The organism is Rahnella sp. GSA61A, from assembly GCF_019969905.1.
Classification (GTDB): domain Bacteria; phylum Pseudomonadota; class Gammaproteobacteria; order Enterobacterales; family Enterobacteriaceae; genus Rahnella; species Rahnella aceris.
The window spans coordinates 96,161-108,391 of the sequence record NZ_JAHXYO010000004.1 but is presented as its reverse complement, the minus strand read 5'-3'; the positions used below and the strand labels follow the sequence as shown (position 1 = coordinate 108,391).

Genomic DNA, 12,231 nt, shown 5'->3' with positions numbered 1-12,231 from the left:
TTGTCCTTTTCAACGTAAATCAATAACCCTGCGTCACAATCTTCGCGGCAGAAGCCAGCACATCGCGGCGGGATTTCGCGTCTTTCTGCGGCTGGGTGAAATAGGTAATCAGGATCAGCGGTGCCTTATTATCCGGCCAGATCACCGCAATATCATTGGTTGTGCCGTAATCGCCGCTGCCGGTTTTATCGCCGACCACCCAGGTCGCAGGCAGCCCCGCACGGATACTCATCGCGCCGGTCGTGTTGCCTTTCATCCATTCCACCAGTTGCGCGCGTTGCGGTTCAGCCAGCGCGCTGCCCAGCGTGACGTGTTGCAGACTCAGAGCCATCGCACGCGGTGAAGTGGTGTCGCGGTCATCCCCCGGAATGGCGGTGTTCAGCGTTGGTTCAGTGCGGTCCAGACGGAACGTTTTATCGCCGAGCGTACGGGCGTATTCCGTGACTTTCTGCGGGCCACCAAGCTGCTCAATCAGTTTATTCATGGCGGTATTATCGCTGTACTGCAAGGCGGCGGCGGCCAGTTCGCCTACCGTCATGCCGGTATCGAGATGCTTTTCGGTGATCGGGTTATAATTTACCAGATCAGATCTGGTGAGGCTGACGCGGCGGTTCAGCAACTCCGTTTGCGTTTCGCTCTGTTTAAGAATGGCTGACGCGGCCATGAACTTGCTGGTGCTGCACATGGCAAAACGTTCATCGGCGCGGTAAGCAATCTGGGAATTGTCTTCAGTATTAATCAGCATCACACCAAGACGACCGCCGCTGTCTTTTTCCAGCGCCGCAAGCTGCTGCTGCACAGACGTCATTTTTGTCGCCGTTTGCGCCCATGACACCGCACTGAATGCGAGCATTGGCACTACAGCCGCCGCCATCAGCACAGTTTTACGCAGGGTATTTTTCATCATCAAAGCCTTCTCCTTTATATTGGCGAAGGGATTATGGCAAAAGCTGAGGCAGAAAGTAAAAAACCCGACAGAAATTGTCAGGTTTTAAACATGAAACGGAAAACTTTGAGAAACTAACAGGAGATTTAGAACGTTTCCCAGTTGCCCTGATCAGCGGCCGGAACCGGCTGACGGTTTGACAGCAAGGCGGGAGATTTTGTCTGCCCGGCTTTACGCACCGCCGCCGTTGCCGAACCGGCGCTGACTTTAAAGATACTGATCGCCTGAGATAAACGCTCAGCCTGCTCATTGAGCGAATATGCCGCCGACGAAGCTTCCTGCACTAATGCGGCGTTCTGCTGGGTGACTTCATCCATCTGAGTGATGGCTTTGTTGATCTCTTCAATGCCGCTGCTTTGTTCGTTACTGGCAATCGCAATTTCGCCCACGATGTCAGTCACATTTTTTACGCTGGACACCACTTCCGCCATGGTAGCCCCGGCTTTGGCAACCAGTTGCGTGCCGTTATCCACTTTCGCCACCGAATCGTCGATCAGCACTTTGATCTCTTTCGCGGCACTGGCAGAACGTTGCGCCAGATTGCGCACTTCGGAAGCCACGACAGCAAATCCACGGCCCTGCTCACCGGCACGCGCTGCTTCAACGGCAGCGTTCAGCGCCAGAATGTTGGTCTGGAAAGCAATGCCGTCAATCACTGCAATGATATCGACGATTTTACGCGAGGAAGTGTTGATACCTTCCATTGTATTCACCACTTCGCCCACCACTTCGCCACCCTGCACCGCCACGCGGGAAGCCTGCGCGGCAAGCAGATTAGCCTGACGCGCGTTATCAGCGTTCTGCTTCACGGTGGCGGTCATCTGCTCCATCGCCGACGCAGTTTCTTCCAGCGAACTGGCCTGCTGTTCAGTGCGGGAAGACAAATCGAGGTTTCCGGCAGCAATTTCGCTGGACGCGCTGGTGATGGCATTGGTGCCGGCACGCACTTCGGTCACAATTTTCAGCAGGTTTTCATTCATGTTTTTCAGCCCCTGCATGAGCTGCCCGGTTTCATCCTGCGACATCACCTGGATTTGTGTGGTCAGATCCCCTGCCGCCACGTTTTCTGCCACTTTTACTGCGGTATGCAATGGACGGGTGATCGAACGCGTCAGGAAATAGCCCAGCGCCGCCGCCATTAAAATCGCCAGCGCGGAGAAAATCAGCGTCAGCTGAATGGCGGTGGCGCCATCTGCTATCGCTGTTTTACCTTCAGCCTGCAACTGCTGATCCTGAGAGTTGGCAAATGCGGTTGCCAGATCCAGATACGCATTTTGCGAGGTGGTGAGTTTGCGCAGAACAAATTCGGTCGCGCCGTCCATGTCACCGGCACGGGCTAAGGCAATCAGTTGCTCTTTCGCCGTTTCGAAGGTTTCACCCGCTTCCTGCAACGTTTTAATTTTCTGCTTGCCCGTCACGGTGGATTGGATCGCGGCGATTTTATCCATCGCTAAATTGGTTTTTTTGACCGTGTCATCCAGTTGTAAATAACGCTTTTTATTCTGTTCAGGATTTTTAGTATCGATAACGATACCCCGCAGATATTTAATCTGGTCGTTTACGCCGTCGCGAACATCAAATGCCAGCCGGACTTTCACGTACCGGTCGCTGATTATTTGTTCAATACTGGTGTTAATGCTGCTTATTTTGGTGATTGCAATCCCGCTGACAATGACTAAAAGCAAAATGACAAGGCTGAATGCGGCCCCTAAACGGGCGCCGACACGCATATTGTTGATCAGTTTAAACATTTTATTTCCCTTATTTCCTGGCCAATAAAACAAATACCATGAAAAAAAATTCAAAATATTGGTTACATAGCGGAACGACTTTCTAATGATTTATTTAATTCAAAAGGGTTATCGGTATAAATAAGGGAATCTTTAGTGACGTTAATATTGCGAAAGTGTAAATAAGGATGACCATTTTGCTTCCTCCCCTGCGAAGGGGAGGAGCACAACAAAAGCGCCGGGCAGGAGGACAAGTATTAATTAGCAAACATTTCCTCCAGCCAGCCCACCCGCATTTCAGGCACCGAACGCAGTAACTCGCGGGTGTAATCGTCCAGAGGTTCGGCGAGTGCAGATGCCACCGGGCCGTGGCGCACAATCACGCCTTGTCTGAGCACCGCGACTTCGTCCGCCACTTCACGTACCACCTGTAAATCGTGGGTGATAAACAGGTAAGCAATGCCGGTTTCCTGCTGGATCTGGCGCAGTAACGCCAGGACATCGCGGGCGACTAACGGATCGAGTGCCGACGTTGGCTCGTCACAAACGATAATTTTTGGCTCAGCCGCCAGCGCCCGCGCAATACACACACGCTGTTTCTGCCCGCCGGAAAGTGCGGCAGGGAAACGCATCGCAAGTTCAGCGTGTAATCCGACCTGCGCCAGCAATTCACTGACCCGCGCCTCACGCTGGCTGCGGTTCAGCGACGTAAAGCAGGCCAGCACACGGGAAATCTGGCTGCCAATACGCTCTTTAGGATTCAGCGCCGTGTCGGGGATCTGATGAATGAGTTGCACATCGCGCAACTGAACGCGGCTGCGCTGGCGCAAACTGGCAGGTAATACTTGCTGATTCAGACTGACTTCACCGGTTTGCGGCGTGAGCAGTCCGCAAATCACTTTGCCGAGCGTAGATTTCCCCGAGCCGGATTCGCCGATCACCGCCAGCGTGCGCCCGCGCGGCAAGCTCAGTGAAATGTTTTGCAGCACCGGCTGCGCATGATAGCGCGCACTGATGTTGCGGAGATCCAGCGCCACCGGCGCATCGCCGGTTTGCGGCGTTTTGCTCCCGCCCTGCGCATGCAGCAAACGGCGGGTGTAATCCTGTTGCGGCTGGCTCAGCAGTTGCGCCGTTTCCGCCTGTTCAACCGTTTTACCGTGCTGCAATACCATGATGTGATCGCTTATCTGCGCAACGACCGCCAGATCATGGCTGATGTAAATCGCCGCGACGCCGGAAAAGCGGATCACATCACTGATAGCTTTCAGCACACCGAGCTGTGTGGTGACATCCAGCGCGGTGGTCGGCTCATCGAAAATCAACAACTCAGGACCGGCGCACAGTGCCATCGCAATCATCGCGCGCTGTAACTGACCGCCGGAAACCTGATGCGGATAACGCTGATAAAATGCCTGTGGATCCGGCAGGCCGAGTTGTTCAAACAGCGCAATGGCTTTGGCCTGCGCTTGCTGGCGGGGATAAATTTTATGTTTCAGCGCCGCCTCAATGACCTGCTCACCGAGCGTGATCGCCGGGTTAAACGCTGCTCCGGCAGACTGCGCGACATAAGCAATCTGCCTGCCGCGCACCTGCCGCAACTGGCGGTCAGAAAGTTGTGTCAGTTCCTGCCCGCTGAATGTCATTCTGCCGGACTGAATGCACATCCCCTGACGACAGTGCCCGAGAATGGCCAGTCCGATGGTGGATTTACCTGCGCCTGATTCGCCGATCAGCCCCAGCACTTCGCCTTGCTTCACCGTGAAAGAGACGTCATCCACCAGCGTGCGCGGATTTTTACCCTGCGACACCACGTGCAGGTTTTCGACATGCAGTAAGTGCTCATTCATGCTTTTTTCCCCCACACACGACGCTCACCGCTCATCAGCCAGTCCGCCACGGCGTTGACCGCCAGTGCCAGTACCGCGATGGCGCCGCCCGGCACCAGCGCCGCCCAGACGCCAAACAAAATACCGTCTTTGTTATCGCGCGCCAGTCCGCCCCAGTCGGCGGTGGGTGGCTGAATACCCAGCCCGAGGAATGACAGCGCAGAAAGAAACAGCAGAATAAAAATAAAACGCAGGCCGAATTCGGCAATCAGCGTCTGAAGCGCATTGGGTAAGATCACATGCCAGAGGATCCAGCCGAGGCTTTCGCCGCGCAGCCGCGCCACATCAACAAATTCCATCACGCCGATATCCACCGCGAGGGATCGTGCCACGCGCAGCACACGGGTCGATTCCAGCAAGCCGAGCACCAGCGTCAGCACCAGAATGGTTTTTGGCAAGACGGCCAGCACAATCAGCGCCAGGATCAGCGTCGGGATAGCCATGACGATATCGTTGCAGCGGGAAATCACCTGATCTAACCAGCCGCCACGCAGTCCGGCAATAAACCCGAACGTACAACCGACGATAAACGCCACCAGCGCCGCCAGCGCAGTCACCCCAAGGGAAACGCGGGTGCCCCAGATCAGACGGGAGAGCAAATCACGGCCGAGATTATCCGTGCCGAGAATGGAATCCGGTCCTGGTAAATCCCAGGACATCCCGAGCGTTTGATCCGGCGCGTGAGGCGCCAGCCACGGCGCAAAAATGGCGATCAGAATAAACAGACTCAGCACCAGCAGGCCAAGTATCGAAGCAGGTTTTAATGCAGGCATTACAGCAATTCCTAAGATTCAGCGGTTGTGGCGTAAACGCGGATTGGCGACCAGTGCCATCACATCCGCCAGCAAATTCAGCAGGATATAAATGCCAGCCAGCAGCAACGCGCAATCCTGCATCACCGGAATATCACGTTTGCTGATGCTGTCGACCATGTACTGCCCGAGTCCCGGATAAACAAATACGTTCTCAACAATCACCACACCGACCATCAGATACGCCAGATTGATCGCCACGACGTTGATGATCGGCCCCACGGCATTGGGCAATACGTGACGCCACAAAATGCGCGACGGCGACAGCCCTTTGAGCAACGCAGTATCGACATACGCCGAACTTTGCGCGGCAATCAGCGCGGCGCGGGTCATGTTGCTCATATGGCCAAGGATCGCCAGCACCAGCGTGGCACACGGCAGGGAAATGGCGGAGAGTTTAGCTGCCAGCGGCATATCCGCCGTAATACTGCTGTTGCTCGGCGCCCATGCCAGCGTGATGGCAAAAATCAGGATCAGCAGATAGCCGGAGAAAAATTCCGGCAGCGCGACGGTTGCGCGGGTGATGGCGTTGAGCAGCGTATCAATTACGCTGCCCTGATAACGAACGGAAATAAATCCGATCAGCAGCGCCAGCGGAACCGCAATCGCGGCGGTACATCCGGCCAGAAACAACGTGTTGCCCAGGCGGGTAAACAGCGGGCCGCTGATGGCTTCACGGGTGGAGAAACTGGTGCCAAAATCGCCGTGCAACACACCGGCCAACCAGCTCAGATAACGGCTGACTGCCGGTTTATCCAGCCCCAGTTGCAAGTTCAGTTCGCGGATGGCATCCGGCGTGGCGCTCTGGCCGAGGATCGCCGTCGCAGCATTGCCCGGCAGCAGTTGCACACCGGCAAAAATCAGCACGGAAACTGCCAGCACCACCAGCACGCCATAAAACAGGCGTATCAGCACCATGCTCAGCAAGCTGGAATGAGGTTGCGAAAAACGGCCCGCAGGCCGTTGAGTCGCTTTCTGTTGTGCAGATAAGTCAGACATATTTTTACCCGGTTCAGCCTTCGATCCAGACTTTCTCTGCCGCACGGTTACCGCTCAGCGGCATCCCCGGAACGGACGTGAACCCTTTGATTTTGGCGGAACAACCGTCGAGTGCATCGGCATACAGCGGAATGATCTCGCTGCCCTGATCAACCAGCATCACCTGAATGTCATGGTAAATCTGTTTGCGGCGCGCTTCGTCCGCTTCACCGCGCGCGGCTTTGACCATCGCATCGAAAGCCGGTACGTGCCACGCGGATTCGTTCCATGAAGACTGGCTGGTGAACACCAGCGAGAGCAGCGCATCGGCGGTCGGACGGTTCGCCCAGTTCGACGACACGAAGGCTTTCTTCTGCCAGATATCATTCCAGAACGCATCGTCCGGCACGCGCACCACATTCAGATTAATGCCAGCTTTGGCGGCGGATTGCTGATAAAGCTGACCGGCATCAACCGCACCAGGGAAACCGGCATCGGCAACGTTCAGGGTCAGCGGGCCGCTGAACCCGGATTTCTTCCAGTGGAACTGGGCTTTTTCAGGGTCGTACGGACGCTGCGGAATGTCTTTCGCGAAGTAACGGTTCGACGGGAAAATCGGGTTATCGTTCGCGACGCTGGCGTAGCCGCCGAGCACGGTATCGATAATTTTCTGACGATCGATGGCGTATTTCAGCGCCAGACGGCCATCAACATTATCGAACGGCGCCAGATTCGACAGCCCCGGGAAGGTATAAATCATACTGTCTTTGGCGCGCACCAGTTTCAGGTTCGGCATACGTTCGATGCGGCTGACGATGCGCGGATTCACACGGTTAATCAATTGTGCCGAACCACTGACCAGTGCCGCCACACGGGCCGTTGAATCATTCATCGCCAGCGTTTCGACAGAATCGACATGCCCGCGTTCGCTGTTCCAGTAGTTCGGATTGCGTTTAGTCAGCGTAGAGACGCCCGGCTGGAATTTCTCAAGGATAAATGCGCCGGTACCGATGCCTTTGTCAAAGTTTTCATTTTCAGCGGTAATGGCGAAATGCACGGCGCTCAGCAGCCAGACGAATTCAACGTCCGGCGCGGTCAGTTTAATCGTGACTTCATGGTCGCCGGTGGCTTCAATTGCACTGACGGTATCGAGATAACCTTTCACCGGCGAGGTGGATTTCTCACCACGATGGTGATTCAGGGAGTACACCACATCTTTCGCGCCCAGCGAGCGGCCATCGTGGAACTGCACGCCCTGGCGAATTTTCAGCACCCAGGTTTTGCTGCCGTCGGTTGAGGCCCAGGCTTCAGCCAGCGAGGGGGCCAGTCTGGCGTTTTCGTCGATTTCCACCAGATTGTTAAACATCTGAGAACCGACGAAATACATGTAAGTTTCGAACCAGAATGCCGGATCCAGACGGTCAGTGCTGGAAGCGTTATCCACACCGACAACCAGATGCCCGCCTTTTTTCGGCTTTTCTGCCTCCGCAGCAAAGGCATTGCCCAGCCACAAAGAGTGGGTAGCCGCAGCAACGGAAAGTGCCCCCGCACTTTTGATAAACGAACGACGATCAATCATGTTTTTCCCCTGTCTGCGAAGAATGCATCTTCAGAATTAATGTGCGTTTTATTCTTTTTATGGATGTTATTTAGCAAAGGCCTGCTTAAGCGCGGCGATGTGTTCCGGCCCGATCCCGCAACATCCCCCGACCATGGTGGCACCCTGCGCCACCCAGTCTTTCGCGAAATCCAGGTATCCGGCAGGATCGGTGTCCTGACGCATTTTGCTCAGCCCTTCATTGGCACCGCGCTGATTATCGGAAGGTTCGAAGGCATTGGCATACACGCCGATATCAAGCGCAGATCCCTGCGCCGTCAGTGCGGCACGCGCGGTTTTCACCGCCGTGGCCATCACTTCAGGCCGGCTGCAATTGAACAGCACCGCACCGGCAGAAATCCGTAATGCGCCGTTTACGGCATCATCAACTGATTCGCCGGAGCGCAGCAGCGCATTGCCATTTTCATCAAGATTGTCCTGCAAGGTAAAAGACAGCCACAGCGGACGCGGGTCATCGCCGAGCACCTCACGCACGGCTTCGACTTCCGCCACAGAGCTTTGCGTTTCGGCCAGCCAGACATCGACGCTGTCCGTCAGATTATTCACCAGCACTTGCAGTAATTTTTTGGCTGCCACCGGTTCGAACAGATCCGGACGATAAGACCCGAGAACCGGAGGAAGTGAACCCGCGACCAGCACATCAGCCGGTGCAGCATCCGCTGCTTCCCGCGCCAGCTTGCCGGAAAGCGCAATCAGCGCCGCGCCCTGCTCCACAAAAACATCTTCACTAATATGGAACGGCACCACGGCGTAACTGTTGGTGGTGATGACCTGAGAACCGGCAGCAATAAAAGCATCGTGAGCGGCTCGCACAAATTCCGGAGCCTCCATCAGTGCCAGCGCAGACCATTCAGGCTGACGAAAAGGAGCGCCCATCCGGGCCAGTTCGCGCCCCATGCCGCCGTCGAGGATTTTAACGTTACTGAACATTGTGTCACCGCCGTTGTATTTTTCTTAGCCGAATCAAACGTTAATCCGGCAGGTGGTGACACTCTACAAAACGAACGTTTAGATGTCTAGATTTCTTAATGGCTAAAAGGTGGGTTTTTAATGGCAAAGTGGTCTCACTCGCCGTGAAGGCTGGATCGAGAATATTTCGGTTTCTTAACAACGGTTATCACGTAGCCTTTCGTGCCGAAACCGCCCAAGAGAGGGAAGTGCTTTCCCTCTCTTGGATCTCTCCCCGCTTTTACAACCAGCGCTACCGCTCGCTGGCTATGTTTCAGCAACCGCAATGACAGGCTGGAAATCTTGCCGCTGCGCGGTGCCTTCTCTCGGTCCTGAAGCCTGAGGTCTTCAGGCCGCTCCGTTCAGCAAGATTTCTGAATCGCCCGCACGATCTTAAATTCAACGGCACACTGTTTTCATCTTTGCTCCTCCCCCTGCGAAGGGGGAGGTTGGGAGGGGGTTTTAAGGGCAAACACTGTTCTGGTCAGAGCAAACTCCTGCTTCTTAATTTGTCTTTAATACCCCACCCCAACCCTCCCCTTCGCAGGGGAGGGAGCATTGCGGCTATCGGTGTAGCCCCCCGCCTGTAATATTTATTTACAGCAGTAAACCCAATGCGTATTATTCTCATTCGCTTTATTAACCATGCTCATTTTATCTTCTCCAGCCCTTGTTACGGGGGATCCTGGCGGGGTTTGCTCATGCTGATAAAGCCGTATTCATAAAAAAATGCAGTGGCTTAAAAAATAAGAAAATAACCGTGTGGAGAATACTTATGTCTAATTTTACAGGGAATTACGCCGTCAGGAGTGTTAAGGAAAATCCTCAAAATAATTCAGGAAAGAAACTTTCACTTTCCATCATTGCCCTGCTTGTTTCATCTTCATTGCATAGTGCTTATGCAGCAGAAGCCAGCGCAAAAAAAACCGCTGAAGACACGGTTGTCGTCACCGGTCAGAACGACACCAGCGCGGCAGATACCTCAGCCACCGATTACAGTGTTCCGGTCACCACTGCGGGCACAAAAATGGCCCTGACGGCGCGCGATATTCCGCAATCCGTCAGTATCATCAGCAAGCAACGTATGCAGGATCAGCAACTGCAATCTCTGGGTGATGTGCTGAGAAACACCACCGGTATTCAGGAAAGCGTCTCGGATCTCGACCGCCGTACTTATTACGCGCGTGGCTTTCTGATCGACAACTACATGGTCGATAACATTCCGACCACCTTCGACCCGCGCTGGGATCTGGGTGATTCCCAGTCTGACACGGCGATTTATGAACGTATCGAAGTGGTGCGCGGTGCAACCGGTCTGATGACCGGCCCCGGCAACCCGTCAGCATCCGTCAATCAGGTGCGTAAACACGCCGACAGCAAAGAATTCACCGGCAATGTTTCTGCTACTTACGGTAGCTGGAATAAACAACGTTACGTGGCAGATTTATCCACACCGCTGAACGAATCCGGCAGCGTACGTGGCCGCCTGATCACCGGTTATCAGGACAAAAACAGCTACGTTGAACGCTACGGCGCCACCAAAAAATTCGTCTATGCCACCGTGGATGCCGACCTCACCGATTCCACCCTGCTTTCCGCAGGCTACGAATTCCAGCAAACCAACACCGACAGCCCGACCTGGGGCGGTATGCCGCGCTGGTATCTGGACGGCAGCAAAACCGATTATCGTCGCGGCTTTAACTCCGCACCGGACTGGGCGTACAGCGATAAAGAAACGACTAAGCTGTTCACCACCCTGAAGCAATCGTTCGATAATGGCTGGCAGGCCACACTGAACGGCACCCATACCGAATCCCATATCGACAGTAAGATGATGTATATCGACGGGACATTCGATAAAACTACCGGCGTCGGCGAATCCGCTTATGCCGGTTATCCGGTGGTGGCGGGAACCGGTTATAACACCGGTAAACGTAAAGTCGATGGTGTAGATGCCTTTGCCAGCGGCCCGTATGAACTGTTTGGCCGTCAGCATGAGCTGATGACCGGCGTGAGTTACAGCAAACAGCAGAACACCTATTACAGCTCCTTTGCCAATATCTCAACCGAAGAACTGGGCAATTTTAACGATTTCAACGGTCAGTTCCCTGAAACTGACTGGGGTCCGCGCGCGCTGGCGGAAGAAAATGTTATCCGTCAGAAATCGGCTTACGTGGCTACGCGTCTTTCACTGGCGGATCCGCTGCACCTGATCGTTGGCGCACGCTACACCAACTGGAATTCTCACACGCTCACCGACCAGATCGAGAAGAACAACATCACGCCGTACGCCGGTCTGGTGTTCGACATCAACGATACCTGGTCGACCTACGCGAGCTATACCTCAGTGTTCCAGCCGCAAACTTACCGCGATATCAACGGCGGCTACCTTTCACCGGTCATCGGCAAAAACTACGAAGCGGGCGTAAAATCTGACTGGTTTAACAGCCGTCTGACCGCGTCGGTTTCTCTCTTCCGCGCGGAGCTGGATAACGTGGCACAAAGCACCGGCCGCATTATTCCTGGCACAACCGATACCGCCTATGAAGGCAAAAACGGCACCGTCAGCCGCGGCGTGGAATTTGAAGTGAACGGCGCGCTGACCGATAACTGGCAGATGACGTTCGGCGGTACCCGTTACATTGCGGAAGATGAAAATGGCGATGCAGTTAATCCGCAACTGCCGCGCACCCAGCTAAAACTGTTCTCCAGCTACCGTCTGCCGATGTTGCAGGATCTGACCGTCGGCGGTGGCGTGAACTGGCAGACCCACGTCTGGGATACCGTTCCGGGCCCAAGCGGCAACGGCACCCGTTATGCGGAACAAGGCAGCTACGCGCTGGTTAACCTGTTCAGTCGTTATCAGGTCACCAGACAACTGGCGGTGCAGGCCAACGTCAATAACCTGTTTGACAAGGAATATGACACCAGCGTGAACCAGTATGTGGTCTACGGCGAACCAAGGAATGTGTCGGTGACGGCGAGCTATAGTTTCTGATTTGCTGAGGCCGCAGCAATAATTCAAATGCAGAATGTTTTTCTGTTTGCTCCTCCCCCTGCGAAGGGGGAGGTTGGGAGGGGGTTTTAATGGCTAATTCTTTGTAAAAGCACACTTTAACTATTGGATTTTGACCTTAATACCCCACCCCAACCCTCCCCTTCGCAGGGGAGGGAGCTGACTGAGATTTGCCTGACCAGCAGACAAAAGGTCAAAGCCGTATTTTTCTTTCACCTCCACATGAAAACAAGTCAGTCAAATCACTTAACATCACCCAAACAAACCATTACATATTCCGCATACATTTTCGTGCTT

At 54.5% G+C, this 12,231-nt stretch carries 8 protein-coding genes; 1 reads left to right on the top strand and 7 read right to left on the bottom strand.

The window, feature by feature from the left end; genetic code table 11:
- Positions 1-19 precede the first annotated feature (19 nt).
- The 7 genes from blaRAHN to LC431_RS06925 all read right to left on the bottom strand — a co-directional run bounded on the left by blaRAHN (position 20) and on the right by LC431_RS06925 (position 8,900).
- Positions 20-907 (bottom strand): RAHN family extended-spectrum class A beta-lactamase, encoded by an 888-nt coding sequence (blaRAHN, locus tag LC431_RS06955; protein ID WP_223509545.1) that lies wholly within the window; start codon positions 905-907, stop codon positions 20-22.
- Between the two features lie 125 nt (positions 908-1,032).
- Positions 1,033-2,697 carry a methyl-accepting chemotaxis protein gene (locus LC431_RS06950; protein ID WP_223509543.1) on the bottom strand — a complete coding sequence of 555 codons (1,665 nt, stop codon included), beginning with the start codon at positions 2,695-2,697 and terminating at the stop codon, positions 1,033-1,035.
- 236 nt (positions 2,698-2,933) lie between these two features.
- Entirely contained in the window at positions 2,934-4,523 is a 1,590-nt protein-coding gene (locus LC431_RS06945; protein ID WP_223509541.1) for an ABC transporter ATP-binding protein, read from the bottom strand.
- Positions 4,520-5,335 (bottom strand): ABC transporter permease, encoded by an 816-nt coding sequence (locus LC431_RS06940; RefSeq protein WP_013578126.1) that lies wholly within the window; start codon positions 5,333-5,335, stop codon positions 4,520-4,522. The genes LC431_RS06945 and LC431_RS06940 overlap by 4 nt, the downstream gene beginning before the upstream one ends.
- 18 nt (positions 5,336-5,353) lie before the next feature.
- Positions 5,354-6,292, bottom strand: a complete 939-nt coding sequence (locus LC431_RS06935) for an ABC transporter permease (RefSeq protein ID WP_051930984.1) — start codon at positions 6,290-6,292, stop codon at positions 5,354-5,356.
- Positions 6,293-6,386: 94 nt separating this feature from the next.
- Positions 6,387-7,928: an ABC transporter substrate-binding protein gene (locus tag LC431_RS06930; RefSeq protein WP_187514645.1), complete on the bottom strand. Its 1,542-nt coding sequence runs from the start codon at positions 7,926-7,928 to the stop codon at positions 6,387-6,389.
- Between the two features lie 69 nt (positions 7,929-7,997).
- Complete coding sequence (locus LC431_RS06925) at positions 7,998-8,900, bottom strand: homocysteine S-methyltransferase family protein (protein WP_014416664.1); 903 nt, start codon at positions 8,898-8,900, stop codon at positions 7,998-8,000.
- Between the two features lie 793 nt (positions 8,901-9,693).
- On the opposite strand from LC431_RS06925, the gene fhuE reads away from it, so the two are divergent.
- Positions 9,694-11,916, top strand: coding sequence for a ferric-rhodotorulic acid/ferric-coprogen receptor FhuE (gene fhuE / locus LC431_RS06920; protein ID WP_223509540.1), 2,223 nt, complete (start codon positions 9,694-9,696; stop codon positions 11,914-11,916).
- Positions 11,917-12,231: the final 315 nt, after the last annotated feature.

Bases quoted from the DNA above. Each gene is read 5' to 3' on its own strand.
- blaRAHN (WP_223509545.1), bottom strand. From the start codon at position 907: ATGATGAAAAATACCCTGCGTAAAACTGTGCTGATGGCGGCGGCTGTA.
- LC431_RS06950 (WP_223509543.1), bottom strand. From the start codon at position 2,697: ATGTTTAAACTGATCAACAATATGCGTGTCGGCGCCCGTTTAGGGGCC.
- LC431_RS06945 (WP_223509541.1), bottom strand. From the start codon at position 4,523: ATGAATGAGCACTTACTGCATGTCGAAAACCTGCACGTGGTGTCGCAG.
- LC431_RS06940 (WP_013578126.1), bottom strand. From the start codon at position 5,335: ATGCCTGCATTAAAACCTGCTTCGATACTTGGCCTGCTGGTGCTGAGT.
- LC431_RS06935 (WP_051930984.1), bottom strand. From the start codon at position 6,292: ATGGTGCTGATACGCCTGTTTTATGGCGTGCTGGTGGTGCTGGCAGTT.
- LC431_RS06925 (WP_014416664.1), bottom strand. From the start codon at position 8,900: ATGTTCAGTAACGTTAAAATCCTCGACGGCGGCATGGGGCGCGAACTG.
- fhuE (WP_223509540.1), top strand. From the start codon at position 9,694: ATGTCTAATTTTACAGGGAATTACGCCGTCAGGAGTGTTAAGGAAAAT.